Source organism: Crenobacter cavernae (genome assembly GCF_003355495.1).
Lineage (GTDB): Bacteria > Pseudomonadota > Gammaproteobacteria > Burkholderiales > Chromobacteriaceae > Crenobacter > Crenobacter cavernae.
In genome coordinates, this window is sequence record NZ_CP031337.1 from 885,158 (window position 1) to 912,105 (window position 26,948).

At 67.6% G+C, this 26,948-nt stretch carries 28 protein-coding genes; 13 read left to right on the forward strand and 15 right to left on the reverse strand.

The features are described 5' to 3' along the window. Nucleotides 1-156 precede the first annotated feature (156 nt). The 8 genes from DWG20_RS04345 to DWG20_RS04380 all read left to right on the forward strand — a co-directional run bounded on the left by DWG20_RS04345 (nt 157) and on the right by DWG20_RS04380 (nt 7,560). Nucleotides 157-384: a hypothetical protein gene (locus DWG20_RS04345; protein ID WP_115432654.1), complete on the forward strand. Its 228-nt coding sequence runs from the start codon at nt 157-159 to the stop codon at nt 382-384. 162 nt (nt 385-546) lie between these two features. Next, nucleotides 547-1,575, forward strand: coding sequence for a low-specificity L-threonine aldolase (gene ltaE / locus DWG20_RS04350; protein ID WP_115432655.1), 1,029 nt, complete (start codon nt 547-549; stop codon nt 1,573-1,575). 154 nt (nt 1,576-1,729) lie between these two features. Further along, nucleotides 1,730-3,766: a prolyl oligopeptidase family serine peptidase gene (locus DWG20_RS04355; RefSeq protein WP_115432656.1), complete on the forward strand. Its 2,037-nt coding sequence runs from the start codon at nt 1,730-1,732 to the stop codon at nt 3,764-3,766. A gap of 359 nt (nt 3,767-4,125) precedes the next feature. Then, nucleotides 4,126-4,551, forward strand: coding sequence for a type IV pilin protein (locus DWG20_RS16545; protein WP_115432657.1), 426 nt, complete (start codon nt 4,126-4,128; stop codon nt 4,549-4,551). After that, on the forward strand, nt 4,548-5,027 hold the full coding sequence (locus DWG20_RS04365) for a prepilin-type N-terminal cleavage/methylation domain-containing protein (RefSeq protein ID WP_115432658.1): 480 nt from the start codon (nt 4,548-4,550) through the stop codon (nt 5,025-5,027). Before DWG20_RS16545 ends, DWG20_RS04365 begins: the two co-directional genes overlap by 4 nt. Then, on the forward strand, nt 5,024-5,731 hold the full coding sequence (locus tag DWG20_RS04370) for a prepilin-type N-terminal cleavage/methylation domain-containing protein (protein WP_181880972.1): 708 nt from the start codon (nt 5,024-5,026) through the stop codon (nt 5,729-5,731). The genes DWG20_RS04365 and DWG20_RS04370 overlap by 4 nt, the downstream gene beginning before the upstream one ends. A 9-nt stretch (nt 5,732-5,740) precedes the next feature. Continuing rightward, on the forward strand, nt 5,741-7,150 hold the full coding sequence (locus tag DWG20_RS04375; protein ID WP_115432660.1) for a hypothetical protein: 1,410 nt from the start codon (nt 5,741-5,743) through the stop codon (nt 7,148-7,150). Next, nucleotides 7,147-7,560 (forward strand): type IV pilus modification PilV family protein, encoded by a 414-nt coding sequence (locus tag DWG20_RS04380; protein WP_115432661.1) that lies wholly within the window; start codon nt 7,147-7,149, stop codon nt 7,558-7,560. The genes DWG20_RS04375 and DWG20_RS04380 overlap by 4 nt, the downstream gene beginning before the upstream one ends. Nucleotides 7,561-7,620: 60 nt before the next feature. Here the strand turns inward: DWG20_RS04380 and DWG20_RS04385 are convergent, their stop codons facing one another. Continuing rightward, nucleotides 7,621-8,154, reverse strand: a complete 534-nt coding sequence (locus DWG20_RS04385; protein WP_115432662.1) for a YfaZ family outer membrane protein — start codon at nt 8,152-8,154, stop codon at nt 7,621-7,623. 251 nt (nt 8,155-8,405) lie between these two features. Here DWG20_RS04385 and DWG20_RS04390 point away from each other — a divergent pair, with 251 nt between their 5' ends. Together DWG20_RS04390 and DWG20_RS04395 are read left to right on the forward strand one after the other, a co-directional pair. Beyond that, entirely contained in the window at nt 8,406-9,167 is a 762-nt protein-coding gene (locus DWG20_RS04390) for a TlyA family RNA methyltransferase (RefSeq protein WP_115432663.1), read from the forward strand. Between the two features lie 102 nt (nt 9,168-9,269). Then, the gene (locus DWG20_RS04395; RefSeq protein ID WP_115432664.1) at nt 9,270-9,596 is read left to right on the forward strand and encodes a hypothetical protein; all 327 of its coding nucleotides are present in this window, start codon (nt 9,270-9,272) and stop codon (nt 9,594-9,596) included. Between the two features lie 110 nt (nt 9,597-9,706). Here DWG20_RS04395 and DWG20_RS04400 read toward each other — a convergent pair whose 3' ends face one another. The 4 genes from DWG20_RS04400 to DWG20_RS04415 form a co-directional block, all read right to left on the reverse strand. Then, entirely contained in the window at nt 9,707-12,760 is a 3,054-nt protein-coding gene (locus tag DWG20_RS04400; protein ID WP_115432665.1) for an efflux RND transporter permease subunit, read from the reverse strand. Beyond that, on the reverse strand, nt 12,757-13,824 hold the full coding sequence (locus tag DWG20_RS04405; RefSeq protein ID WP_115432666.1) for an efflux RND transporter periplasmic adaptor subunit: 1,068 nt from the start codon (nt 13,822-13,824) through the stop codon (nt 12,757-12,759). Before DWG20_RS04405 ends, DWG20_RS04400 begins: the two co-directional genes overlap by 4 nt. A gap of 168 nt (nt 13,825-13,992) precedes the next feature. Beyond that, nucleotides 13,993-15,066, reverse strand: coding sequence for a dihydroorotase (pyrC, locus tag DWG20_RS04410; protein WP_245944767.1), 1,074 nt, complete (start codon nt 15,064-15,066; stop codon nt 13,993-13,995). 27 nt (nt 15,067-15,093) lie between these two features. Continuing rightward, complete coding sequence (locus tag DWG20_RS04415; RefSeq protein ID WP_115432667.1) at nt 15,094-15,324, reverse strand: sulfurtransferase TusA family protein; 231 nt, start codon at nt 15,322-15,324, stop codon at nt 15,094-15,096. Nucleotides 15,325-15,440: 116 nt separating this feature from the next. Between DWG20_RS04415 and DWG20_RS04420 the strand changes: the two genes are divergently transcribed. The 3 genes from DWG20_RS04420 (at nt 15,441) to DWG20_RS04430 (ending at nt 17,722) form a co-directional block, all read left to right on the forward strand. Further along, a complete protein-coding gene (locus DWG20_RS04420; RefSeq protein WP_115432668.1) occupies nt 15,441-16,211 on the forward strand; it encodes an NRDE family protein in 771 nt (256 codons plus the stop codon). Further along, nucleotides 16,208-16,717: a CNP1-like family protein gene (locus DWG20_RS04425; RefSeq protein WP_115432669.1), complete on the forward strand. Its 510-nt coding sequence runs from the start codon at nt 16,208-16,210 to the stop codon at nt 16,715-16,717. The genes DWG20_RS04420 and DWG20_RS04425 overlap by 4 nt, the downstream gene beginning before the upstream one ends. Before the next feature lie 114 nt (nt 16,718-16,831). Beyond that, the gene (locus DWG20_RS04430; protein WP_115432670.1) at nt 16,832-17,722 is read left to right on the forward strand and encodes a DMT family transporter; all 891 of its coding nucleotides are present in this window, start codon (nt 16,832-16,834) and stop codon (nt 17,720-17,722) included. Between the two features lie 76 nt (nt 17,723-17,798). On the opposite strand, the gene DWG20_RS04435 is transcribed toward DWG20_RS04430, so the two are convergent. From DWG20_RS04435 to murG, 10 genes are all read right to left on the reverse strand, one after another. Continuing rightward, nucleotides 17,799-18,482: a ParB/Srx family N-terminal domain-containing protein gene (locus DWG20_RS04435; protein WP_115432671.1), complete on the reverse strand. Its 684-nt coding sequence runs from the start codon at nt 18,480-18,482 to the stop codon at nt 17,799-17,801. A 17-nt stretch (nt 18,483-18,499) separates the two neighbouring features. After that, nucleotides 18,500-18,982, reverse strand: coding sequence for a cyclic pyranopterin monophosphate synthase MoaC (moaC, locus tag DWG20_RS04440; RefSeq protein WP_115432672.1), 483 nt, complete (start codon nt 18,980-18,982; stop codon nt 18,500-18,502). Between the two features lie 10 nt (nt 18,983-18,992). Continuing rightward, the gene (locus DWG20_RS04445) at nt 18,993-19,175 is read right to left on the reverse strand and encodes a hypothetical protein (protein ID WP_115432673.1); all 183 of its coding nucleotides are present in this window, start codon (nt 19,173-19,175) and stop codon (nt 18,993-18,995) included. Between the two features lie 12 nt (nt 19,176-19,187). Next, the gene (gene lpxC, locus DWG20_RS04450) at nt 19,188-20,099 is read right to left on the reverse strand and encodes a UDP-3-O-acyl-N-acetylglucosamine deacetylase (RefSeq protein ID WP_181881003.1); all 912 of its coding nucleotides are present in this window, start codon (nt 20,097-20,099) and stop codon (nt 19,188-19,190) included. A 101-nt stretch (nt 20,100-20,200) separates the two neighbouring features. Next, nucleotides 20,201-21,385, reverse strand: coding sequence for a cell division protein FtsZ (gene ftsZ, locus DWG20_RS04455; protein ID WP_115432675.1), 1,185 nt, complete (start codon nt 21,383-21,385; stop codon nt 20,201-20,203). An 86-nt stretch (nt 21,386-21,471) separates the two neighbouring features. Continuing rightward, nucleotides 21,472-22,680, reverse strand: a complete 1,209-nt coding sequence (gene ftsA, locus DWG20_RS04460; protein ID WP_220272039.1) for a cell division protein FtsA — start codon at nt 22,678-22,680, stop codon at nt 21,472-21,474. Between the two features lie 23 nt (nt 22,681-22,703). Next, nucleotides 22,704-23,435: a cell division protein FtsQ/DivIB gene (locus DWG20_RS04465; RefSeq protein WP_115432677.1), complete on the reverse strand. Its 732-nt coding sequence runs from the start codon at nt 23,433-23,435 to the stop codon at nt 22,704-22,706. Then, nucleotides 23,425-24,336, reverse strand: coding sequence for a D-alanine--D-alanine ligase (locus tag DWG20_RS04470; RefSeq protein WP_115432678.1), 912 nt, complete (start codon nt 24,334-24,336; stop codon nt 23,425-23,427). Before DWG20_RS04470 ends, DWG20_RS04465 begins: the two co-directional genes overlap by 11 nt. 41 nt (nt 24,337-24,377) lie before the next feature. Beyond that, nucleotides 24,378-25,769 (reverse strand): UDP-N-acetylmuramate--L-alanine ligase, encoded by a 1,392-nt coding sequence (gene murC, locus DWG20_RS04475; RefSeq protein ID WP_115432679.1) that lies wholly within the window; start codon nt 25,767-25,769, stop codon nt 24,378-24,380. Nucleotides 25,770-25,798: 29 nt separating this feature from the next. Then, nucleotides 25,799-26,869 (reverse strand): undecaprenyldiphospho-muramoylpentapeptide beta-N-acetylglucosaminyltransferase, encoded by a 1,071-nt coding sequence (murG, locus tag DWG20_RS04480; protein WP_220272008.1) that lies wholly within the window; start codon nt 26,867-26,869, stop codon nt 25,799-25,801. Between the last annotated feature and the right edge of the window lie 79 nt (nt 26,870-26,948).

Here is a 26,948-nt window from a genome sequence, read left to right on the forward strand (position 1 = left end):
GCAAGGCGCTGAATCGAAAGCGGTTTTCCGCACTGCAGCAACGGGCGCACCGCTTGGCCTTTCCGAGCGGCGGGCCTATGCTCAGGAAGAGCCCCGGGACGCGTTCGCGCCGCTGGGCTTCGTTTTCCATCAACGTCGAAGTCAAGGACCCCTCCGATGAAGCCGACGCCGCAATTCGATATCGATCTGGACAAACACTACAACGCCACGGTGGTCATCGCGTGCACCGAATGCGGGCACGAAACGCGTCATAACCTCAAAACCCTTCAGCCCAGCGGCGCGCTGCAATGCCAGTGCGGTGCCGATATCTCGATGGACGACAGCGCGGTGGCGCAAGCCTTCCGGCGCGTAGGTGAAATCAAACAATCTTACGGACTGCAGTAAACCCACCTCGGACCTCTGAGCGCCGCTCGGGCGCGCACCGGCCTTGAGAGGCTGGCACAATCGGGTGACCGACCCGATCCCCCTTCGATGGCGACCCCTGGGTCGCCATCGGCCGTTTACTGACGGTTCACCTACCCGACGAACCCGCAACAAGGAAAACCCATGACCTGGATCGACCTCAGGAGCGACACCGTCACCCACCCGACGCCTGCGATGCGCGACGCGATGAGGGACGCCGAAGTCGGCGACGACGTCTACGGCGACGACCCTAGCGTCAAGGCGCTCGAAGACGCCGCCGCCGGCAAGCTCGGCAAGGAAGCCGCGCTGTTCGTGCCGTCGGGCAACTTCGGCAACCAGCTCGCGCTCTTGACCCACTGCGACCGCGGCGACGAGGTGATCCTCGGCGACGACTGCCACATCGTCTGGCACGAGACCGGCGGCGCGGCGCTGATCGCCGGCGTGCAGCTGCGTACGATCGAATCAGACAAGGGCGTGATGCCCATCGACGCGATCCGCCGCAGGATCAGGGTAGGAGAAGACATCCACTGGCCGAAAACCGGGCTGATCTCTCTCGAGAACGCGCACTCGAACGGCCGCGTGATCCCGCTGTCGGCGATGGCCGAGACGGCCGCGCTCGCGCGCGAGCACCACATCCCGGTCCATCTGGACGGCGCGCGCGTGTTCAACGCGGCGACGCACCTGAGGTGCGACGTGCGCGAGATCACGCAGCATGCCGACACGGTGATGTTCTGCCTGTCCAAGGGCCTGGCCGCGCCGGTAGGGTCCATCATCGCCGGCAGCGCCGACTTCGTCCGCCGCGCGCGCCGCAATCGCAAGCTGATGGGCGGCGGGCTGCGTCAGGCCGGCGTGCTCGCCGCGCCGGGGCTGATCGCACTGAATGAAATGTCTCAAAGGTTGGCCGAGGACCACGACCGGGCGCAAAGCTTGGCCGAGGGGCTGGCCGCGCTGCCGGGCGTGTCGGTACAGCGTGAAGACGTCCACATCAATCTGGTGTGGTTTCGGCTGCCCGAAAACACCGACGGCGCGGCGCTTGCCGCGTATCTGCTCGAACGAGGCATCAAGGCCAACCCGCCCGAGGACGGCCTGATGCGCTTCGCGACGCACTGGCAGGTCGACGGCGAAGCCGTCGAACGCACGCTCGCCGCGATGCGCGCCTTCCTCGCCGGCTGAGGCCGCTGCGCTTCTTACCCGCCTCCGGACTGACGTTGGCCGAGCGCTTCCTTCGCTCGGCCAACATTGCGAAGCAAGCGCCGCGCTGGCCGGATAGGGCGCGATCGCTTAGGCTGCACGCTTCCCCATTGATCCGTCCCGCGTCCCGCACCCGATGAGCGATACCCAAGACCCCTACCTGTGGCTCGAAGACCTGGAAGGCGAGGAAGCCGCCGCCTGGGTCGCCGGGCAGAACGCGCGCACCCAAGCGCGCCTCGACGCCGACCCGCGCTTTGCCGGCGTCGCCGGCGCCGTGCTCGCCAACCTGCGCGACACGCGCCAGATCCCGTTCTTCACCGAATACCAGGGCTGGCTGTACAACTTCCACCAGGACGCCGAGCATCCGCGCGGCGTCTACCGGCGCACCACGCTCGACGGCTATAGAGGCACGGCGCCCGACTGGCAGACCGTGCTCGACATCGACACGCTCGCCGCCGCCGAGGGCGAGGACTGGTACCTCGACGGCGTGTCGCACTACACGCTCTCGCCCGAACACTGCCTCGTGCACCTGACGCGCGGCGGCCAGGACGCGACCGTCAGCCGCGAATACCACCTCGGCCGCCGCGAATTCGTCGACGGCGGCTTTGCCTTCCCCGAGGGCAAGAACCACGTCACCTGGCGCACGCTCGACGAAGCCTTCGTCTGCCCGGCCTGGCACGACGAACAGCTGACGCGCGCCGGCTACCCGCGCGAGGTGTGGCTCGCGCGCCGTGGCGAACCGTGGTCGATGGCGCGCCGCGTGCTGCAGCTGCCCGAGGACGCGATGATGGCGATCGCGTGGCGCTTCCTCGGCGACGGCGTGAAGCCTGTCGACATCGTCGAGGCGAGCGATGGCTTCTACAGCAAGCAGTATTTCATTCTTAATAACGACGACGCGCTGAGCCCGCTGCCGCTGCCGGCCAAGGCCGACATCGAGGGCTATCTCAACGACGCCTTCATCGTCAGGTTGGCCGAGCCGTGGCGCTGGGCCGACACCGAACACGCGGCCGGCAGCCTCTTGGCCGTGCCGCGCGCGACGCTCGTCGCCGGCGCAGGTCCGATCGAAGTTCTGCTCGCGCCAACGTCGCGCCAGTCGGTCAGCGGCATCGAGACGACGCGCCGCTTCGTCGTCGTCAACCTGCTCGACAACGTGCAGAGCCGCCTCGTCGCCTTCGAGCCGCTCGACACCGGCTGGCGCCGTTTCGAGCTGCCGACGCCCGAGACCGGCGTGATCGAGTTCGTCGACCAGCCGTGGCAGACCGACATCCTCAGCTACAGCTTCAGCGACTACCTGACGCCAGCCGGCCTGTACCGCGTCGAGCTGCCCGGCGGCGAGCCCGAATGCCTGCGCGCGCAGCCGGCCGCCTTCGACGCGGGCTCCTACGTCGCCGAGCAATGGCAGGCGAACGCGCCGGACGGCGAAGCCATCCCCTACTTCGTCGTGCGCCGCCGCGACGCGCCCTTCGACGGCTCGACGCCGACGCTGCTCTACGGCTACGGCGGCTTCGAGGTGCCGATGCTGCCGCACTACGTCGACAACTTCGGCCCGCACTGGCTGGAGAAGGGCGGCGCCTTCGTCGTCGCGTGCATCCGCGGCGGCGGCGAGTTCGGCCCGGCCTGGCACCAGGCGGCGCAGCGTGCCAACAAGCCGGTCAGCTTCGCCGACTTCATCGCCGTCGCCGAAGACCTTGTCGCGCGCGGACTGACTTCATCCAACAAGCTCGCGATCGAGGGCGGCAGCAACGGCGGCCTGCTCGTCGGCGCGGCGATGGTGATGCGCCCCGATCTGTTCGGCGCGGTGGTCTGCGAAGTGCCGCTCTTGGACATGCTGCGCTATACGGAACTGCACGCCGGCGCGAGCTGGATAGACGAATACGGCGACCCGGAAGACGAGCTCGAAGCCGAGGCGCTCGCCGCCTATTCGCCTTACCAGCGCGTCGAAAACGGCGTCGCCTACCCGAGCGTTTTCTTCACCACCAGCGCGCGCGACGACCGCGTCCACCCGGCGCACGCGCGCAAGATGGCGGCCAAGCTGCAGGGACTCGGCCGGGACGCGCTGTTCTTCGAGACCGGCGGCGGCGGCCACAGCGGCAACACCGACCAGGCGCAGACCGCCGACGAACTCGCGCGCGTGCTCGTCTATCTGTATCAGCGGCTGATCGACGCCGAGTAAATCACGTCAAACAAGGTTGGCCGAGGCTCGGCCAACCTTGCTCCCGCCCGCCTGCCCCTCGCCGTTAACGGCGCCCCTGCTTGATCCCCGGCTGGACTGGCCCGCGCCCGTCCCAGCGACATAAATATGCAAAATAGTTACACATGGCCGGCAATAATAGCCTTTAAGCATAAGTTTATCTTCGTCAGAAGATTCTTGTTTGCTAGCATCCCCACAAAATAGCCCGACGGCATGGCGCACGAAGAGGCGCGCCGCGGGCGATAAAGCGTGGGGACGCAGACATAACACGCCCGCCGCCGACAAGGCCGGGCTGTACGCCGGCGCGCGCCCCGCATCCGCCACAAGACCCAGGACGCGCCGTGCCCCTTCCCCGACTCTCCCGTTCCGGCTTCACGCTGATCGAAGTGCTGATCGTGCTCGCCATCGTCGGCATCCTGCTGGCGGTCGCACTGCCGGCCTACCAGCAATACGTGCAGCGCAGCCGCCGCGCCGACGCGCACGCCGCGCTGATGGCCGCCAGCCAGAAGCAGAGCCGCTACTTCCTGTTCAACAACGAATTCACCGACAGACTCGCCAGCCTCGGCGTCTCGGCCGACAGCGATGCGCGTTACTACACGCTCGCCAATCCCGTCTCGGCGGACCGCACCGCCAGCTACAGCATCACCGCGACCGTCGCCGCCGGCGGCGCACAGGCGAGAGACACCGACTGCACCACGATCACGCTGACCGCGGCCTCCAGCGGCGGCATCGACTACACGCCGGCCGGCTGCTGGGGGCGCCGATGACACGACGTCCAGCACAAGGCTTCACGCTGATCGAACTCCTGGTCGCGCTGACGATACTCGGCGTGCTCGCCACGCTCGCCGCGCCGAGCTTCAGGAACCTGCTCGAAAGCCAGCGCATGAAGGGGGCGCTCGCGGCGATCGGCGGCCTGTACGACAACGCGCGCTGGCACGCGGTGCGGCAGAGGAGCGATGTCGTCTTCGTGTTCCAGCCCGGCAACAACAACACCTGGCAGGCACAGCTCACGAGCGGCGGCGCGACGCTGCAGAGCGTCACGTCCGGCGACTACCCGAACGTGTTCAGTACCGCCGGGCAGGCCAGGGTCGAAATCACGCTGTCGAAGAGCCAAGGCCTGCCGCGCAACATCGCCAACGCGACGATCGGCCTCAGCAACCCGGTCTGCCAGAACGGCGCGTCGTTCACCGTGTGGGCGACCGGCCTGTCCAGCACCGACCGTTCACGATGCGAGGGCGCATGAACACGCAACGCGGCTTCACCCTGATCGAACTGATGGTCGGCGTGCTGATCTCGCTGATCGTCACGCTCGCGCTCGCCAAGATGCTGGTCAGCTTCCTCGACGACCACCGCGCGACCGAGGCGCAGCTGAGGCTGTCCAAGAGCCTCGCCGCGCTGAACCAGCTCGCGGTCGGCGAACTGCGCCGCACCGGCTACGCGGCGCCCGAGTGCCGTACCTACTCGGCGAGCGGCGTCAACGCCGGCCTCGACTACCCGAACGTCGCCAGCGGCACGCTGGCCAGCGCGGCCCTCGAAACCGTCCGCATCGAGAACGGCGTGCACTGCGTGCGCTTCGCCTACGCGCCGCCGCCGGCGAGCGCCGGCAGCACCCAGTGCGAACGCGGCCCCTACTTCGGCCTGCAAAGCTCGCAGGGCCAGATGTGGGTGTTCGACGCCAGCAGCTCGGCCAACTGGCGTTGCAACACGGCGCTCACACCGGTCGCCGACAACTGCGCCAACGGCTGGTGCCGCGCGCACAACGCGAGCGACCTGCAGGTGCAGCTGACCGCGAGCAGCACCGCCACAGCGAGCGCCACCACGATCCATCTCACGCTCTCCGCCAGCCAGGGGGCGCTGTTCAACGGCGACCAGGCCGGCGAACGCAAACTCAAACAGACCGTGCTGCTGCGCAATATCGCCTCGGCCAACGTCAAGACCATCCAGTAGGAGAACCGAATGCCTACCGTCCCTTTCCTTAGCTGCCAACGCGGCGCCTCGACGCTGCTCGTCTCGCTGATCCTCGTCGCCAGCACCGGCATGGCCGCCGCCTACGCGCACCAGCAGACGCAGCGGCACAGCCAGTCGACCACCAGCAACTACCGCTACCAGCAGGCGTTCGCCAACGCGGAACTGGGGTTGGCCGAGGCGAAGAAGGCGCTGGTCTCCGGCCGGGTGATCGAAGACACCGGCAGCGCGATCAAGCTCAAGAGCCTGGACGGCAAGACGGTGTATCCCCTGCCGACCAAGAGCGGGATCTACGAGACAAGCCTGAAAAAAGTCACGACACCCGACCCGACCATCGGCCCCGGTCGGCAGCAATATCGTCTGGTATCTGACGGTTTCTACCAGGATGCACGCGCGCAGGTGTCGCTGCTGGTGACGCTGGAGATCACCTGCGCGGCGGGAACGACTACGGCCCAATGCAAGGTGGTCAACAACGGGAAAGACAAGCAGGAAGAAAAGACTTACGGCAACGGGCCGCGCATCAGGGTAGGAGCCAACATCAATACCAAGCGCCTGTCGGGTAGCGACTACAGCGACCTGAACGTGCGTGGCGACAGCCTGCTGATGTCCGGCCATTTCGCAGTCGATGGTGACGATAAACCGACTACCGACTCCGCTAACCTTAAAGACAATGATCCGAGCAACGACCGCAATCGCTGGGGTCCGCACGAGCAGATGAACGAACAGGACACGGCGGAACTGGCCCACTTACTCGACACGATGCCCAAGCGGGAAGATGAAATTCCCGATGACTCCAAGGATTACTTCGCGGTATGGGACCAAGACATTTTTAGATGTGGCAATCAAAAGCCGCCGGAGCCCCCTAATCCGACCACCGCACAAAAAAAAGCGCTCAAGACATGGCACGAAGAGACCCTACTAGGTTTTGTGGACAAAATCTGGCGACGCACCCAAGCGGCTGGCAAGCCGATGCCCGCTTATCTGGTTCTGAATGCCCAACTTCTGCTTGGAGATGACGGTACGGAACTCGGCGACTGCGAGGTAGGCTGGAAAGACATGGTAGCGGTGGCTCCTCAACCCGCATCCCTCATAGGGAAGTTGGAACACCCGACGATTCCCACCCTCGTCGTCACCGGCAACCTAAGCAGTGACGCTTCGCTGATCTTCCGCAATATGGGACTAATTGTAGGAGGCAGCATCGGCACCAATGCGGGGCATACCATTGGCTGGAATGATCAAACTATCGGCCGTACCGGCAAGAACCAGAGCATCTTGCAGGTGCTTATCTCGCAAAAAGGCCAGGAAGGCGGCACCACCACCGTCGAAAAGGAAACCCCGTCGACGGTGAGCCAGATCGACCCGTCCAGCGTGATGAACGCCAAATACTGGGCCGACCTATGAGCCGTTCGCAACGCGGCATCTCGCTGCTCGAGGTGCTGATCAGCCTGGTCGTGATCGCGGTCGGCGTGCTCGGCACCAACAAGCTCCTGGCGATCAACCAGGCGAACCGCGCCGACGCACTGGCGATCGAGCGCGCGACCTTCCTCGCGCAGTCGCTGGCCGAGGAGGCACGCAACAACGCGGCGGAGCAAGAAAAGCTGCTCTGCTGCAAAAAAGACAATTACAAAGAGAAAGCTGGATGCCGCCGCACCGACGCTCAGGGACGCGAGTGGCGCTTCTGGGTCGTGCCGCCCGACGCCTCGTCGACCGCGGTGCTGACCGTTCCGGTCGACGCGAACGCCACCGACGCCGAGGTGCACAGCGTAAAACTGTCGGTGCCGTTCGAGACGGCTACCTGCACGGCATCCTGAAAAAAAAGCTCGGCCAACGTTGGCCGAGCTTTTTCACACCAGCAATGCGGGGCGGCGCGCTCAGAACGCCAGCCCTGCGCCGATATACGGGCCGTCGGCCAGCGTGCGGGTGCGGGCCGCGTCTTCGCGTTCGACCTTGAAGTAGCGGTAGCCGGCTTCGAGCGACACGAGAGGCAGCGGCTGCCAGCGCACGCCGGCGGTGTTGTCGCTGACCGACTTCACGCTGCCGCTGGCCGAGCCGGAGGGCGCGTAGTAGGCCTGGCCGAACAGCGACAGGCTGGCCGGCAGCTCGACGCCGACGCGGGCGCCGACGAGGCCGGCGGTGGCCGAGCCGCCGTCGGAGTCGATCGCCAGCGCCTTGGCGCCGACCGCGGCGGTCAGGGGGCCGGCCGGCAGCGCGAAGTCGAGGCCGACGCCGCCGGCCGAGTCGCCGCCGTCGCGCTTGACGTAGTCAAGCGTGATGCCGGGGCCGAGGCCGGTCGGCGTGCGGTTCAGGTGGACGAAGTCTTCGCCGGCGCCGAGCGTCAGCGTGCCGGCCTGCGAAGCGGCGGCGGTGGCGATGAGGGCGGAGGCGATCAGCAGACGTACTCGCATGCGGGGAATCCTTTGCTAGGCGACAAAAAGCGGTGACGGCATCTTACACAAGTTCGCCGCCCCCTCCATCCGGCCGACCCACTCGTGCGCCATCCTATGCATACGCGCTGGGCGCCGCCGCGCTCTTCGCGCAGGCCACCTGTTTTTCGCCGGCCCGGCCCGCTTCGCGCTAAGCCCTTGATCGCGCAAGGCTTGACAGCGTCGCGCCGGCTCGCCACGCTAACGGGTTTTTCCGCCCCGGACCGCCCGCCATGCAACGCGCCGACCTCCTCCTCGTCGAACGCGGCCTCGCCGCCAGCCGCACCGCCGCTCAGAACCTGATCGACGCCGGCCGCGTGACGCTGCTCGACGCCGGCCGCGCGCGCGTCGTCGCAAAATCGAGCCAGAAACTCGCACCCGACGCAGAGATCGTCGTCGCGCCCGACGCGTCCGACCGCTACGTGTCGCGCGGCGGGCTGAAGATGGAGGGCGCGTTGAAGGAGAGCGGGCTCGACGTCGCCGGGCTTACCGTGCTCGACGTCGGCATCTCTACCGGCGGCTTCACCGACTGCCTGCTGCAGGCCGGCGCGGCGCGCGTGGTCGGCGTCGACGTCGGCCACGGCCAGCTCGCGCAACGCTTGATCGACGATCCCCGCGTGACGCTGTTCGAAGGCGTGAACGCACGCGCGCTCGACGCCGGGACCCTCCTCGCCGCCAACGAAGGCCGGCCGTTCGACCTGATGGTGTGCGACGTGTCGTTCATCTCGCTGACGCTGGTGCTGCCGTCGGCGCTGCCGCTGGTCAGACCGGGCGGCCACCTGTTGAGCCTGGTGAAGCCGCAGTTCGAGGTCGGCCGCGCCGGCATCGGCCGCGGCGGGCTGGTGAAGGATCCCGCGCTCTACCCGCTGGTGCGCGACAAGGTCGAGACGACGGTCAGGCAACTGCACGGCGAGCCGCTCGCGTGGTTCGACAGCCCGATCAAGGGCGGCGACGGCAACCACGAGTTCTTTATCTTCGCGCGGCTGACCGAATAAATGTCGAATGAATTTTTATAACGAGCGTTTTATACTGCTTGTTGCAAGGCCGGTCTCGCGACCGGGCGTCCGTCCATCCGCCCTCACGGGAATCCTGACGCCATGACCGAATTTCTGATCCTGCTTGTTCTCGTCGGCCTCGCCGCCGGCGTGTGGTTCCTGCGCCACCACCGCGCACACGCCAAAAAATCTGCTCCCGAGCGCGACGCCACGCCGTACGCGACGCACACGCAGGTCCGCGGCGTCGAGGCGCAGAGCCACCTGACCGGCGCCGCCTTCGGCCAGCTGCTGAAGGCGGCGCACGGCAACCGCCAGCGCGTCGAACAATGGATCGTCAACGAGCAGCGCCACGACCCGATGCTGCGCCGCGACGCCGCGATCGAACGCCTGGCGCGCAGGCTAGAGCGCCAGGCGCGCGAGACGGCCTGAACGCCCTTCGCCCAAAAAAGCTCGGCCAACGTTGGCCGAGCTTTTTCATGAGCGGGCGAAAGAGGCGACGGCTTTACGCCGCAGGCTCGGCTGGCCGAGCCCCGATCACTTTAAACGGCCTCGGCTTGCGACCTGGCTTTCTTCGTCCGCCCCTCTACCAGCGAGTACGCGCACGGGATCACCAGCAGGGTCAGCGCGGTCGAGCTTGCGAGGCCGCCGATCACCGCGATCGCCAGCGGGCCGTTGGTCTCGGCGCCGGCGCCGAAGCCGAGCGCCGCCGGCAGCATCGCCAGCACGACGGTCAGCGACGTCATCAGCACCGGCCTGAGCCGCACCGGGCAGCTCTGCGACAGCGCCTCGTCGATCGCGAGCCCGCGCGCGCGGTACTGGTTGGTGACGTCGACGAGCAGGATCGCGTTCTTGGCGACGAGGCCGATCAACAGCACGAGGCCGATCGCCGAGTAGACGTTGAGGCTCTGCCCGGTGACCCACAGCGCGAACAGGCCGCCTACCACCGCCAAGGGCTCGGCCAACATGATGATCGCCGGCTGCACGAAGCTGTTGAACTGCGCGGCGAGGATCAGGTAGAGCATCAGGCTCGACAAGGCCAGCACGAAGAACAGCTCGCCGCCGGTGCGGCTCAGTTCGCGCCCCTCGCCGAGGAACTCGACGCGGTAACCCGGCGGCAGCGTCTCGCTCGCCGTCTGGCGCACGACGGCCATCGCCTCGCCCAAGGTGACGTCGGGACTGCCCGACAGCTGCACCGCGTACATCAGGCTGATGCGGTCGATCTGCGTCGGGCCGAACGTGAAGGCGACGTCGGCGACGCTGGCGAGCGGCACCTGCGCGCCGTCCTTCGCCTTCAGATAGACAGACCCGAGGTCGGCCGGCCGCGCAAGCGACGCGTCGGCCGCCTTCACGCGGATGTCGTAGCGCTCGCCGTCGCCGTCGGAGAACTGCGCGACGTTCGAGCCGGCGGAGAGCAGCTTGATCGCCGACAGCACGTCCTCGGTCGACAGGCCGAGCCTGGCTGCCGCCTCGCGCTTGACCGCGACCGACAGCATAGGCTGGCTCGCCTCGCTCTCGCGGTCGAGCCGGCCGATGCCGGGCGCGGCGGCGAGCTTTTGCGTCAGCGCGTCGACCGCGGCGTCGACGGCAGCCAGCTGAGGCCCGACGACGGCGAATTTCAGCTTGCCGCCGCGGCTCTCGCCGGCGCGCGGGAACGGGAAGGCGCTGACGCGCGCGCCGGGGATGCCCGACAATTTTTTTCGCAGATCGCCGACCAGTTCGCCCTGGCTCTTCTCGCGCTCGCCGCGCGGCGACAGGCCGACGACGAAGGTGGTCTGCGTGCCGGTGGCGCCGGAGAAGCCGCCGACGATGGTCAGCACGCGCTGAACCTCGGGGATCGTGCCCAGCAGCGCCTCGACCTCGCGTGAGCGCTGGTCGGTATACCCGACGCTGGAGCCGACCGGTGTGCGCAACTGGATCAGGAAGCGCCCCTCGTCTTCTTCCGGATAGAACTCGGTCTTCATCAGCGCGACGATGCCCAGGCTGGCGACCACTAGCGCGAGGCTAGCGGCGAGCACCGTCCTCCTGTGGCCGAGCGCCCACGCGAGCGCGCGCTTGTAGCCCGACTCGATGCTGTCGAAGCGGCGCTCGAACCAGCGGTAGACCCGGCCGTGGCTAGGCGCCGCCTTAAGAAACCTCGAGCACAGCATCGGCGTCAGCGTCACCGACACAAACAGCGACACCAGCACGCCGAAGGCGACGACGATGGCGAACGCGTTGAACAGCCGGCCGACGGTGCTGGTCAGGAACACCACCGGCAGGAAGATCGCGACCAGCGACAGCGTCGCCGCGACGACCGCGAAGATCACCTCGCGCGTGCCGTGCTCGGCGGCGTGCAAGGGGTCTTCGCCGCCCTCCTCGCGCCGGTGGATCGCCTCGAGCACGACGATGGCGTCGTCGACGACGACGCCGATCAACAGCAACAGCGCGAGCAGGGTGATGGTGTTGAACGTGTAGCCGAGGAAGTACATCAGCGCGACGGCGCCGAGCAGCGACACCGGGATCGCCGTCGCGACGATCACCGTCGCGCGCGCGTTGCGCAGGAAGGCCCACACCACCAGCGACGCGAGCAGCGTGCCCTCGAACAGGTGGTCTTTCAAGGCACCGACCATCTCGTTGATGAAGGTCGCGGTGTTCGACGCGACGGTCAGCTTCATCCCCGGCGGCAGGCCCGGCCGGATCTCGGCGTCGAGCCGGCGCAGCACCTCGTCGGCGATCGCGACGGTGTTGGTGTTAGGGATTCTTACGACGCCGATACTGACCGCCGCCGTCCCGTTCAGGCGGGTGAAGCTCCTCAGGTCGCCCTCGCCGTCGAGCACGCGCGCGACGTCGTTAAGCTTGACCGGCGCCTGCCCGAACCAGCCGACGACCAGGCCCTTCAGCGCGTCGACCGAGTGGAACTCGGCGTCGAGGTCGATCAGGTATTCGCGCGGGCCATCGGTAAGGATGCCGCCGGCGTCCTGGCGGTGTTCGCGCTTGATCGCCGCGCTGACGTCGTCGGCGGTCAGCTTGTAGCCGGCCAGGCGCAAGGGGTCGACCTCGACGCGGATCACGCGCTCGCCGCGGCCGCGGATGTTGACCGCGCCGACGCCGTCGATGGTTTCGAGCTGCTTCTTGACGACGTTGTTGGCGTAGCGGAACAGGTCGCGCTCGGTGCGCTCGCCGGTCAGCGTCAGCCACAGGATGGGCGAGCCCGAGCTGTCGGCCTTGGTGACGATAGGCGCGTCGGCCTCGTCGGGCAGCCGGCGTCGCGCGGTCTCGAGCTTCGTCTGCACCTCGTTGAAAGCGACGTCGATGTTCTTGGTCAGCGAGAACGTGATCGTCACCGTCGAGCGGCCGGGCGCCGAGCTCGACTGCAGGATGTCGATGCCCGGCACGCTGTTGACCGCGCTCTCGATCACCTGCGTCACGCTCTGGTCGATGACCTGCGGCGTCGCGCCGGCCAGCGTCGTCGACACCGACACCTGCGGCTGCTCGATCGCCGGGTAGCGGTCGACGCCGATGCGCTGGTAGGCGACGACGCCGAAGATCACCACCACCGCCGACAGCACGAAGGCGAGCACGTGGCGGTGGATGAAGAGGGCGACCCCGTTCACGCGCCGCCCCCCGACTTGGCCCCGGGCTCGGCCAACCTGACCTTAGCCTTGTCGGCGAGGAAGCCCGCGCCGTCGACGGCGACGACGTCTCCGGCCTTCAGCCCCGACAGCACCTCGACCCTGCCGTCGGCCGCCAGCCCGGTCGCCACCTTCACCTCGCGCGCGACGTCCTTGTCGATCACGTAGACGACGCGGCCCTGAGGACGCTCTACGAGTGCGCCGGTTGGCACCGCGAGCGCCGCGTGGCGGCCGAGTTCGACCGCCACATTCAGCGTCTCACCGACGCGCAAGCGGAGGCCCGGGAACTCGGCGTAGGCGACGCGCGCGCGGCTGGCGGCGTCGAGCCCCGAAGCGAGCGCGACCACCTTGCCGACGCCGTCGCGGCCGTCGATCTTCACCGTCTGGCCGGCGGCGAGCCTCTCGCCCGCCGCACCCGAAAGCGCGAACCTCACCCGCGACGCGCCGTCGCCGGCGACTAGGAACAGCGCCTTGCCAGCCGGCACGTAGTCGCCGACGTTTGCCAGCTTCTGCTCGACGATACCGGCCAGCGGCGCGCGCACCCACGCACGGCCCACATCGCGCTCACGCGCGCTGGCGGTCGCGCGCGCGGCCTTCAGCTGCGCGTCGAGCGCGGCCAGATCCGCGCGGCTCTTGTCGAGCGCGGCGGCCGAGATGAAGCCCTGCTGCTCGAGCGACTGGTCGCGTTTGAGCTGGCTTGCCGCCTGGTCGCGCAAGGCGGCAAGGCGCGTCGCCTCGGCCGAGGCGGCACGGCTCGCGTCGGCCAGGTCGGCCGCTTCCAGCCGCGCGAGCGGCGCGCCGGCGGCGACGCGCTGGCCTTCCTTGACGACGATCTCGAGCACGCGGCCGGCGACCTCGGCGGCGACCTCGGGCGCGTTGCCGGCCTCGACCTCGCCATAGGCGCGCGCGGTGTCGACCAGCTCGGTTTTGACCACCTTCGCCACCGAGACCGACACCGCCGGCGGACCGCCGGGTTTCTTGGCGGCGTCGCCCTTCGAGCAGGCGACGAGGAACAGGGGCAGGATAAGAAAGAGCAGTTTGCGCATGGGGGCGGGAGACTTTGGCGATGTCATGCAGACCGCGCGCACCGCGCGGCGTTCCGCGCGGGCGGGTCTGTTTACACGCCGTTTACAAAAAGCCCGACAAGGGGCGGGAAAGAAGCGGCCGCAAGACGCGACGACGCCCGGGCTGGCCGGGCGTCGCGTTCAAAACGATCAGTCCTTGAGCTTCCAGCGCACCGGCTCGCCCGCGCGCATCGGCACGAGTTCCGATTCGCCGAAGACGACGGTATGCGGAACGTACCAGTCCTCTTTTACCAGCGTGACCCTGTCCTCGTTCACCGGCAGATTGTAGAACGCCGGGCCGTTCAGGCTGGCGAACGCCTCGAGTTGGTCGAGCGCGCCTGCCGACTCGAACGCCTCGGCGTACAGCTCGATCGCCGCGTGCGCGGTATAGAGGCCGGCACAGCCGCACGCCGCTTCCTTCGCGCCCTTCGGGTGCGGCGCGCTGTCGGTGCCGAGGAAGAACTTGGCCGAGCCCGACGTCGCGGCCTTCAACAGCGCCTCGCGGTGGCTCTCGCGCTTGAGGATCGGCAGGCAGTAGTAGTGCGGGCGGATGCCGCCTACCAGCATCGCGTTGCGGTTGAGCAAGAGGTGGTGCGCGGTGATGGTCGCCGCGACGTTGGCCGAGGCCGCCGCGACGTATTCGGCCGCCTGGCGCGTGGTGATGTGCTCCATCACCACCTTGAGTTCCGGCAGGCGCGCGAGCAAGGGTTCGAACACCGTCTCGATGAACACCGCCTCGCGGTCGAAGATGTCGATAGCCGGGTCGGTCACTTCGCCGTGCACCAGCAGCGGCAGGCCGACCTCGGCCATCGCCTCGAGCGCCGGCATCGCCTTGCCGAGGCTGGTCACGCCGGCGTCGGAGTTGGTCGTCGCGCCGGCCGGGTAGAGTTTCACGCCGTGCACGAAGCCGGAGGCGCGCGCCTTGCGGATCTCGTCCGGCGCGGTCTTGTCGGTCAGGTACAAGGTCATCAGCGGTTCGAAGCTCGAGCCTTCCGGCCGCGCGGCGATGATGCGCTCGCGGTAGGCGGCGGCCAGTTCGACCGTGGTCACCGGCGGCTTCAGGTTCGGCATCACGATCGCGCGGCCCATCTGGCGCGCGGTGGCCGGCACGACGGCGGCGAGCGCTTCGCCGTCGCGCAGGTGCAGGTGCCAGTCGTCGGGACGGCGTAGGGTCAGCGTGGCGCCGGCCGGCAGCGGCTCGGCCATCTTGCGGTAGTCGGTCATTTGAGTGCCTTATTTCTCAATGGGTGATTATTTGCGGCGCAGCACCATGCGGAACTTGCCTTCTTCGGTGGTCGACGATTCGACGAGGCCGTTGCCGGTCTGGCGGCAGAACGCCTCGAAATCCTTGGGCGCGCCGGGGTCGGTGGCGATCACTTCGAGCACCTGGCCGCTCACCATGTCGGCGAGCGCCTTCTTGGCGCGCAGGATCGGCAGCGGGCAGTTGAGGCCGGACAGGTCGAGCCGTTTATCCAGTTGCATGCAGTATTTCCGGGCGTAAGCGCGGCCGGCGCGGCGGAACGCGCGGTCTTGAGCTTGGGTTACAATCGATCCTTTATTGTACCGCCGCCGCTGACTCGGCGCGCGCCGTAACCGCCATGTGTGTGATCGCCCTCGCCTACAAGAGCCCCGCGCTCGGCCCGCTGTTCCTCGTCGCCAACCGCGACGAGCGCTACGCGCGCCCGGCAGCGCCGCTTTGCTACTGGCCCGACGCACCTCATGTCCTCGGCGGGCGCGACCTCGAGGCGGGCGGCAGCTGGCTGGCGATCGGCCACACTGGACGCTTCGCCGCGCTGACCAATATCCGCAACGGCCGGCCGCAGCCGGGCCGGCTGTCGCGCGGCTTGCTGGTGCGCGATTTCGTCACCGGCATTGCTACCGTGCGCGACTTCGCGGCCGGCTTGTCCGCGCACCGCGCCGACTACGCGCCGTTCAACCTGCTCTACGGCGACATGTCTGACCTCTTCCATTACCACAGCGTGACGGGCGCGCTGACAAGGCTGACGCCCGGCATCCACACGCTGTCGAACGCGACGCTCGACACGCGCTGGCCGAAGACCGAAAAGTTGGCCGAGCGCCTGGCCGCGTGCAGTCGCCGGCCGTCCGCGGCCGAGGCGTTCGGCTGGCTCGCCGACCGCGCCGAGGCGCCGACCGATCGGCTGCCCAATACCGGCGTCGGCCTCGCGCTGGAAAAGATGCTGTCGCCGGTCTTCATCCACGGCCGCGACTACGGCACGCGCGCCTCGATGGTGATCTCGGCCAACGCGCGCGGCGACGTCGACTTTGCCGAACGCAGCTTCGGGCCTTCCGGCCGCGAAACCGGCCTCGTCTCTTACACCCTACGCCTAGCCCCAAGGAGAAACGCGTGATTTCACGCAAGCTACTCGCCGCCACGCTCATCGGCCTCGCCTTCACCGCGCACGGCGAAACCCGCCGGACCTACAACACCAACTACGCGTTCGACAGCGACAAGCCGTGGGTTGAGTCCGAGTACGCGCTGCCCGCCTACCCGAAACAGGCCGCGTGGCTGCCCTTCTTCGTCCATCGCGACTACCCGAACCAGGCCCAGGCCGACGCATCCACCCTGTCGCTCGGCGACGACGGCGTCGTGCGCTACGTGCTGCGCCAGACGAGCCCGTCCGGCGCGAAGAACGACAGTCTCGAGGGACTGCGCTGCCGCACCCGGGAACTGAAAAACTACGCCTTCGGCGACGCCGTCAACAGCCGCTGGATCGAGTCGCTCAAGCCCGCGTGGCGTAAAATCGACACGGACGACCGCGTGCGCAAGGCCTTGCATGAGATCGTCTGCCCGGACAACTGGGAACCCAAGTCGGCCGAGGCCGCGGTGAGCCTGCTGAAAAAAGCGGCCAACTGAGCCTGCGAAGGCCGCTAAGGTAAACCCCTCGGGCGGGGGATTGCCCGCCTTGGCGGCCGGGCGGACGACGGACAGAATCATCGGATGATGTTTATTCCGATGTACTAACGCGTCATGCCCCCCTTCCTCGCCGGTTGTCTGCAGGTGCTGCTGTCCGCCGCCGCCTTCGGCGCGATGGCGATCTTCGCCAAGCTCGCCTACCAGAGCGGCCTTAATGCGCCGCAACTCTTGTTCTGGCGTTTCGCGATCGCCGCGCTGGCGCTCGCGCCGCTGATCGTCTGGCGCCGGCTGCCGTGGCCGTCGTGGCGGACGACGCTCGGCCTCGCGGCGATGGGTGGCGCCGGCTACGCCGCCGCGTCGCTGTGCTACTTCGCCGCGCTGAACTACGCCGCCGCCGGCACGGTGGCGCTCTTGCTCTATCTCTACCCGGCTCTGGTCATCCTGCTCGCGCGCGTACTGCACGGCGAAGCGCTCACGCGCCGACGGCTGTCCACGCTCGCGCTCGCGCTGACCGGCCTCGCCGTCACCGTCGGCCTCGACCTCACCGGCCATCCGCTCGGCTTCGTGCTCGGCGTCGCCGCCGCGCTGTGCTACGCCGCTTATATCGTCGCCGGCGGCCGGCTGTCGGGCGCTTCGCACCCGCTGGTCGGCGCGTTCATCGTGATCGCCGCGGCGGCGCTGAGCAACACCGCGGTCGTCGCGACGCAGGGCTTCAAAGTGCCCGATACGCCGGCCGCCTGGTCGGCGGTGCTGATGCTCGCGCTGGTTTCCACCGTCGCCGCCATCGTCGCCTTCCTCGCCGGCCTGTCCAAGATCGGCGCGACGCGTGCGTCGCTGCTGTCGACGGTAGAGCCGCTGGTGACGCTGCTCTTGGCCGCAGCGGTGCTCGGCGAGCCGCTGACCGCCGCGCAGTTCGTCGGCGGCGCGCTGATCCTGTCGGCGGTCGCGCTGATCGCGCGCGAGTCCGAACCGAGGCGTGCGCTGCTGGCCGACCTGCGCGACTGAGCGCCGCCCCAAACGAAAAAGGTTGGCCGAGCATGAGCTCGGCCAAGCTTTTCACTTCCATCAGATACCCGTCGATTCAGCGCTTCGCGCACGCCCGCCCGGGCTCGCCGGGCAACTTTGCAGTCGGTACGACGCAGATGAGACGCTTCACCGTCGCGAGGTCGTCGTCCAGCGAGTCGCGCGTCGGCGGCGCGGGCAGCCGCGTCACCAGCCATTCGGCCCAGACGAACTCTGCGAAGTAGCCGTCGCCCGACTTGCCGACGAAGCCGGCATCCTCGGCATAGCCGGCGAGCGAACGCCACGGATCGTCCGGCAGCTCGGCCAACGTTGCCGGTAATTTTTCGGGCGGCAGCGGCCGCCCGGCCGCATCGCGCAGCCACGCCCAGTGCCGCGCCTGCATATCGTTCCAAAAAGTCGTGGCCTTATCCAAGCGGCCGACCAGCCGCGCCGGTACTTCGCGCTGGCCGAGCCTCAACAGCGCACGGCTCTGGTGGTGCCGGTCGACGAGGTACAGTGCCCCGTCCGGCCCTGCCACCAGCGGCACGCGGCGCTTCTTCAGCCGCTTCTCTAGCGCGTCGGGCGACAGCCCGGCCAAGCTGGCCGCCTCGTCCTCGACGCGCATCAGCCCGACCGCCGGCTGGGTCGGACGCAGGCTGGCTAGCGTGGCGACGCAGCGGGTCCCGACCTCAAGCTTGGCCGAGCAGACCGGCTCGGCCGCCGCGGTGCCGGCCAGGAAAAAGACGCAAAAAAAGGCGGCCATAAGCCGCCCCCTCGTCGTCATTGCGCATCCACCTTCCAGTGTCCGCTCTTGCCGCCCTCCTTCTCCAACAGGCGCATCCCGTCAATCACCATGCCGCGGTCGACCGCCTTGCACATGTCGTAGATGGTCAACAGGCCGACGCTGACCGCGGTCAGCGCCTCCATCTCGACGCCGGTGCGGCCGACCGTCTCGGCGCTCACCTCGATGCGCACCGCGCTGTCCTGTTCCGACAATTCGAACTCTACCGTGACGCGCGTCAGCCCGATCGGGTGGCACAGCGGGATCAGCTCGCCGGTGCGTTTGGACGCCATGATCGCCGCGAGGCGCGCGATGCCGATCACGTCGCCCTTCTTGTGGCCGCCGCCCTTGATCAGCGCAAAAGTAGACGGCAGCATGCGGATCCAGCCCTCGGCGACGGCGCGTCGCGCGGTCTCGGCCTTGGCGCCGACGTCGACCATATGGGCCTGGCCGGATTCGTCGAAATGGGTCAGTGGCGACACGGGAAATCCTTTAGAACAGAAGACGGCGCGCGAGCCAGAACAGCGCGATCAGGCCGGCGACGTAGGCCGACCAGCGGATCGCGGCGCGGGCGCGCCACAGGTAATCACGATTGCGCGTCAGCGCGTAACAGATCAGCGCCCAGCCGAGCACCAGCGCGAGGACGACGAGCCACAGCCGGAACAGCCACAGCATGACGGCGAGCCCTCAGGCCACCGCGGGCAGGCGGTGGAAGCTCGACGGCGCCTCGTCCGGGTGCGTGAAACGCACCGTCTCGTAGGCGTCGGGGCGGGCCAGCAGTTCGCGCAACAGCTTGTTGTTCAGCGCGTGGCCGGACTTGTGGCCCGAGAAGGCGGCGATCAGCGGATGGCCGACGACGTAGAGGTCGCCGATCGCGTCGAGGATCTTGTGGCGGACGAACTCGTCGGGAAAGCGCAGCCCTTCCGGGTTCAGCACGTACTCGTCGTCGATCACGATCGCGTTGTCGAGGCTGCCGCCGAGGCCGAGGCCGTTCTTGCGCATGTACTCGACCTCGTGCATGAAGCCGAAGGTGCGCGCGCGCGAGATCTCGTCGATATAGGAGCGGCGGGCGAAGTCGATCTCTACCGTCTGCGGCGCGAGGTTGAACGCCGGGTGGTTGAAGTCGATCGACAGCGTGACCTTGAAGCCGTCGTGCGGCTCGAGGCGTACCCACTTGTCGCCCTCGACCACTTCGACCGGTTTCAGCACGCGGATGAAGGCCTTGGGCACCGGCTGTTCGACGATGCCGGCGCTCTGCAACAGGAAGATGAACGGCGCGGCGGACCCGTCCATGATCGGGATCTCCGCCGCCGTCACTTCGACGATCAGGTTGTCCAGCCCTAGCCCCGCGAACGCCGACATCAGGTGCTCGATGGTGCCCACGCGCACGCCGGTGTCGGTCACCAGCGTGGAGGAGAGTCGCGTGTCGTTCACCAGCGCCGGACGCACGTTCACATCCACCGCTTCGGGCAGGTCGGTGCGGCGAAACACGATGCCGGTGTCGGGCGGCGCCGGCAAGAGGGTGAGTTTCACCCGCTCGCCGGAGTGCAGCCCCACTCCGGTCGCCGTGATCGGCTGTTTCAGCGTGCGCTGCAGGATCATGGTTCACCTGTTCGGGTCAAGTTTATTGACGCCGATTTTAGCACAAGCCGTCGCCGGGACTGATCGATTAAACCGTTAATATCTATAGTGTTACGCTATTAGTCCGCCTGTTTGCGCAGGAAAGCCGGGATATCGTAGCTGTCGCTGACCTCCGGGTTCGAGAAGTCGCTGGAGCTCGGCGCGCGGCGGCCGCGGTTGCGCATGATGGCCGGGACGTCGGACAGTTCGTTGTAGTCCAGCACCTCGACCGGACGGTCGTCGGTGCCGGTCTTGACGATCTTGATGTACTCCGGACGCTCTTCGCGCTGCGGTTTCTTGGCGCCGAGGCCAGTCGCGATCAGCGTGACGCGGATCGTGTCTTCCGACATGCCCTCGACTTCGGCGGTGCCGAACTTGATCTGCGCGTCTTCGTCGGCGTACTGGCGGACGATGCCCATGATCTCGCGGTATTCGCTCATCTTCAGGCAACCCGGCGCGGTCGAGATGTTGACCAGCACGCCGCGGGCGCCGTCGAGCGTGATGTTGTCGAGCAGCGGGCTCGCCACCGCCTGTTCGGCCGCGACGCGCGCGCGGTCGATGCCGGCCGCGTGCGAGGAGCCCATCATCGCCAGGCCCATCTCGCCCATCACGGTGCGCACGTCGGCGAAGTCGACGTTGATCAGGCCCGGGCACGTGATCACTTCGGCGATGCCGGCCACGGCGCCGCGCAGCACGTCGTCGGCGGCGCGGAACGCTTCGCGCATCGTCACGTCTTCGCCGAGCACTTCCATCAGCTTCTCATTCGGGATCACGATCAGCGAGTCGACGTGCTTTTTCAGCTCGTCGATGCCGGCCTGCGCGATCTTCATGCGCTTGCCTTCGTGCGCGAACGGGCGCGTGACGACGCCAACCGTCAGGATGCCCAATTCTTTGGCGACTTCGGCCACCACCGGCGCGGCGCCGGTGCCGGTGCCGCCGCCCATGCCGGCGGTCAGGAACACCATGTGCGCGCCCCTGAGCGTGTCGGCGATGCGTTCGCGGTCTTCGAGCGCGGCGCTGCGGCCGGTTTCCGGGTTCGCGCCGGCGCCGAGGCCGCGCGTCAGGTTCTGGCCGAGCTGCAGACGGATCGGCGCGCGGTTGCGCTTGAGCGACTGCGCGTCGGTGTTGGCGCAGATGAACTCGACGCCGTTCACATGACCCTCGACCATATTGTCGATCGCGTTGCAGCCGCCGCCGCCGACGCCGATCACCTTGATGACGGCTTCGGACGCCGTCTCCTGCATCACTTCGAACACCATGCTCATTTCTCTCTCCTCAAAGACGAGCTTGCTTCAAACACGAAAAATCTTTATGCGGCCGGGCCCGGGGCTCGGCCAAGCTTGCCGGCACTTTAGAAATTGCCGGCGAACCAGGCTTTCATTTTGCCGAACATCGAACCGATGCCCGGGTCGACCCTGCCGCCGGTCGCAGTCTGGATCTGGTCCTTGCCGTGCAACAGCAGGCCGACCCCGGTCGAAAAACGCGGATTCTTCACTACCTCGGACAAACCGCCGACGTATTTGGGCACGCCGATGCGCACTGGCATGTGGAACACCTCTTCGGCCAGCTCCATCATCCCCGGCATCAGGCTGGCGCCACCGGTCAGGACGAGGCCGGACGACAGCACCTCCTCGAAGCCGGAACGGCGCAGCTCCTGCTGGACCAATTGAAACAGTTCCTCGACGCGCGGCTCGATCACTTCGGCCAGCGTCACGCGCGACATCTGGCGCGGGCCGCGCTCGCCGACGCCCGGCACCTCGATCATCTGCGAAGGCTCGGCCAGGCCGGTCAAGGCCACGCCGTGCTGGATCTTGATGTCTTCCGCTTCTTTAGTCGGCGTGCGCAGCGCCATCGCGATGTCGTTGGTGATCTGGTCGCCGGCGATCGGGATCACCGCGGTGTGGCGGATCGCGCCGTTGACGTAGACCGCGATGTCGGTCGTGCCGCCGCCGACGTCGATCAGGCACACGCCGAGTTCCTTCTCGTCTTCCGACAGCACCGCCAGCGCCGATGCCATCGGCTGCAGCACCAGGTCGGACACCTCGAGACCGCAGCGGCGCACGCACTTGGCGACGTTCTGCGCCGCCGACACCGCGCCGGTCACGATGTGCACCTTGGCCTCGAGCCTGACGCCGCTCATCCCCAGCGGTTCGCGCACGCCTTCCTGGCCGTCGATGCTGTATTCCTGCGTCAGGATGTGCAGCACCTGGTGGTCGGGCGGGATCGTCACCGCGCGCGCGGTTTCGATCACGCGCTCGATGTCGGCCTGCATCACCTCGCGGTCCTTGATCGCGACCATTCCGTGCGAGTTGGTGCTCTTGATGTGACTGCCGGCGATGCCGGTGTAGACCTCGTGAATCTTGCAGTCGGCCATCAGCTCGGCCTCCTCCAGCGCGCGCTGGATCGCCTGCACCGTCGACTCGATGTTGACCACCATGCCGCGCTTCAGGCCGCGCGACGCGGTCTGGCCCATGCCGATGATGTTCAGCCTGCCCTCGTCGAGCACTTCGGCGACGATCGCGACGATCTTCGACGTGCCGATGTCGAGCCCGACCAGCATGTTCTTGCTTTCTCTCGGTTTGCTCACCGTGTAGCTCCAATGTGTGCCGGCGGCGCCTTGTAATCGGGCATCCGCGCGGCAAATCCGTTCGGGTAGCGCATGTCGACCGTGTCGATGCGGTATCCAAGCCCGGCCAGCGTGTCCTTCCAGTGGCCGGCGAAACGCTCGGTGCGCATCAGCACATCGCTGCGCCCCAGCTCCAGTTTCACGCCGTTGTCCAGCTCCACCCGCCACGCGCGCCGCGCCGACAGGTTCAGTACCACGGGCTTCAGCCCCGACGACGCGAGCGCCTGGCGAAGTTGGCCGAGCATCGCGCTCATCTCCTGCTCGCTGCCGGCCGGCCCGAAGAACACCGGCAGTGGCGCGTCGCTCGCCGCGTCGAACCACACGCCGCTCGTGCTGATCAGGCCGTTCTCGCCCCAGCGCGCCATCGCCTCGTGCTCGACGACGATGATCTCGAGCGTGTCCGGCCAACGGCGCCTGACCTGCGCCTCGCGCACCCACGGCAGCTTCCCGAACGCCGCGCGGGTGTTGTCGATGTCGAGCGTGAAGAAGGTGCCCGACAGCTCGTGCTCGGCGATGTACTTCAACTGCTCCGGCGTCACCTTCTTCAGCGCGCCGTCGATCTGGATCTTCTTCACCGGGAACCACGGCGAATGCACGAACCACACGCCGCCGGCGTACAGCAGCATGGACAGCGACGCCAGAAGCAGGAAATTCGCGAGGCTCCTGAGCGCCTGGTGGTTATCCCACATGGGCCATGCCGAGGATGGTCAGGCACAGCTCCTCGTAGCCGACGCCGGCCTGGCGTGCCGCCATCGGCACCAGGCTGTGGCTCGTCATGCCCGGCGCGGTATTCACTTCCAGCAAGTAGATCTTGCCCGCCTCGTCCATCAGGAAGTCGACGCGGCCCCAGCCGCGGCCGCCGAGCACCTTGAACGCGACGCGCGCCAGTTCTCGCGCCTCGGCTTCGACCGCGTCCGACAGACCGCTCGGGCAGCGGTACACCGTGTCGTCGCGGAAGTACTTCGCCTGGTAGTCGTAGAACTCGGTCGCCGGTTCGATCTTGATCGTCGGCAGCACCGAGTCACCGACGATGGCGCAGGTGAACTCGCCGCCGCCGACGAAGGCTTCGGCGATCACGATGGAGTCGTACTTGTTCGCCTCTTCGAACGCCGCACGCAGCTCGCCGCGATTCTTCACCTTGGTCACGCCTATGCTCGAGCCCTCGGTCGCCGGCTTCACGAACAGCGGCAGGCCGAGCTCTTCTTCGACGGCGTCGAAGTCGGCCGCGTCGTCGAGCAGCCGGAACGCCGGCACCGGCAAGCCGGCGCCCTGCCAGACGAGCTTGGTGCGCCACTTGTCCATGCCGATCGCGGAGGCCATCACGCCGCAGCCGGTGTACGGAATGCCCAAGGTTTCCAGCGCGCCCTGCAGCGTGCCGTCCTCGCCGAACGGGCCGTGCAGCGCGATGAACACGCGCTCGAAGCCCTCGTCCTTGAGCGCCGACAACGGTTTTTCCGCCGGGTCGAACGCGTACGCGTCGACACCCTTAGCACGCAGCGCGGCCAGCACGCCGCCGCCGCTCATCAACGACACCTCGCGCTCCGACGAGGTGCCGCCCATCATTACTGCCACTTTGCCAAACTGCTGCATTTGTCTCTTCCTGCTGTGGCCGAGGCTCGGCCAACCCTGAATCATTTGCCGGCGGCGAGCTTGCCCGGCACCGCGCCGATCGAACCGGCGCCCATGGTGATCAAGACGTCGCCGTCGCGCACCGCGGCGTGTACCGTCGCGGGCAGCTCGGCGATGTTTTCGACGAAGATCGGCTCGACCTTGCCGATCACGCGCACCGCGCGTGCGAGCGAGCGGCCGTCGGCGGCGACGATCGGCGTCTCCCCTGCGGCATACACCTCGGTCAACAACAGCGCGTCGACGGTCGACAGCACCTTGACGAAGTCTTCGAACAGGTCGCGGGTCCGGCTGTAGCGGTGCGGCTGGAAGGCGAGCACCAGGCGCTTGTCCGGGAAGGCGCCGCGCACCGCTTCGAGCGTCGCGGCCATCTCGACCGGGTGGTGGCCGTAGTCGTCGACCAGCGTGTAGCTGCCGCCATTTTCCAGCGCGACCTCGCCGTAGCGCTGGAAGCGCCGGCCGACGCCGGCGAACTCGGCCAGGCCCTTCTGGATCGCCGGGATGTCGGCGCCGCATTCGAGACCGATCGTGATCGCCGACAAGGCGTTCAGTACGTTGTGACGGCCCGGCAGGTTGAGCACCACCGGGAAGCGCGTCGTCGTACCGTTTCTCACCACGCAGTCGAAGTGCATCTGGCCGGCGGCGGCGACGACGTTCTCTGCGTACACGTCGGCGTCGTCCGTCAGGCCGTAGGTGGTCACCGGTTTCTTCACCTGCGGCAGGATGGCGCGCACATGTGCATCGTCGATGCACAGCACGGCGCGGCCGTAGAACGGCAGCCTATGGAGAAAATCGACGAAGGCCTGCTTGAGCTTGTCGAAGCTGTGCTCGTAGGTGTCCATGTGGTCGGCGTCGATGTTGGTCACCACCGCCATCACCGGCGCCAGATGCAGGAAGGACGCATCCGACTCGTCGGCCTCGGCGACCAGAAATTCACCGGAACCGAGCTTGGCGTTGGCGCCGGCCGCGGTCAGCTTGCCGCCGATGACGAAGGTCGGGTCGAGCCCGGCCGCCGCAAGCACCGACGCGGCCAGGCTGGTCGTCGTCGTCTTGCCGTGCGTGCCGGCGATCGCGACGCCCTGCTTGAAGCGCATCAGCTCGGCCAACATCATCGCGCGCGGGATCACCGGGATGTGCTTGTCGCGCGCGGCTATAACCTCCGGGTTGTCCGCCTTCACCGCGGTCGACGTCACGACGACGTCGGCGTCGCCGATGTAGGTCGCGTCGTGGCCGAAGAAGACGCTCGCGCCCTGGGCGGTCAAGCGCTGCGTCGCCGTCCCGTCGGCCATGTCGGAGCCGGACACGGTGTAGCCGAGGTTGAGCAGCACCTCGGCGATGCCGCACATGCCGACGCCGCCGATGCCGACAAAATGGATGTGTTTGACCTTGTGTTTCATCTGCGTAAATCCTTGCCGGAAATCCGGCCTTATTCCTGTGTCAGCGCCTCGCACACGTCGGCCACACGGGCCGCCGCGTCGGTCAGCGCCAGCGCGCGGGCCTTTTCGGCCATCGCGAGGCATTGTTCGCGCGTCAACGAGGCGAGCCAGTCGGCCAGTCCGTCGACGTCCAATTCATTCTGCGGCAGCAGCTTCGCCGCGCCGGCGTCGGCCAGATACCGGGCGTTGCCGGTCTGGTGATCGTCTACCGCGTGCGGGTAGGGCACGAGCAGACTCCCGACGCCCGCCGCCGCCAGTTCGGCCACCGTCAAGGCGCCTGCGCGGCACACCACCACGTCGGCGGACGCGTACTCGGCCGCCATGTCGGCGATGAAGGCGCGGCAGTCTGCCGTCACGCCCACCTTCGCGTAGTTGGCCTTAAGTTCGTCGATCGCCTTCGAACCAGCCTGGTGCACCACCTGCGGCCGCCTGTCGGCCGGGATCCTGGCCAGCGCCTCGGGCACGGTGTCGTTGAACACCTTGGCGCCGAGGCTGCCGCCGACGACCAGCACCTTCAGCGGACCGGCACGGCCGGCAAAGCGTGCTTCGGGTGCGGCAATGGCCGCGATGTCGGCGCGCACCGGGTTGCCGACGAGGCCATCGGTCCCCGGGAAAGCGCCCGGGAAGGCAAACAGCGTGCGACTGGCGATCTTCGATAGCAGCTTGTTGGTCAGCCCGGCGACCGAGTTCTGCTCGTGCACGATGAGCGGCTTCCAGAAGAAGCGCGACGCGAGGCCGCCCGGAAAACCGGTATAGCCGCCGAAGCCGATCGCAATGTCCGGACGGTGGCGAAAGATCACGACCGTGCTCTTGAGCAAGGCGCCGGCCATCACGAAGGGCAGCGCGAGCTTGCGCGCGATTCCGTTGCCGCGCACGCCGCGGATCTTCACCGTCTCGATCGCGAAACCGTGCTCTGGCACCAGGCGCGTTTCCATGCCGCCCTCTGCGCCCAGCCAGATCACCTTCCAGCCGCGCGAGGTCAGCTCCTTCGCGACCGCGAGGCCGGGAAAGATATGTCCGCCGGTGCCGCCGGCCATGACCATGATGGTTCGGTTCGCCATTCTGCCTTTACCCTCGGCCAACCTTCCGGCGGGCCGCGTTAATCTTTGTTACCACTTTGCTCACCGTGAGCCACGTAAC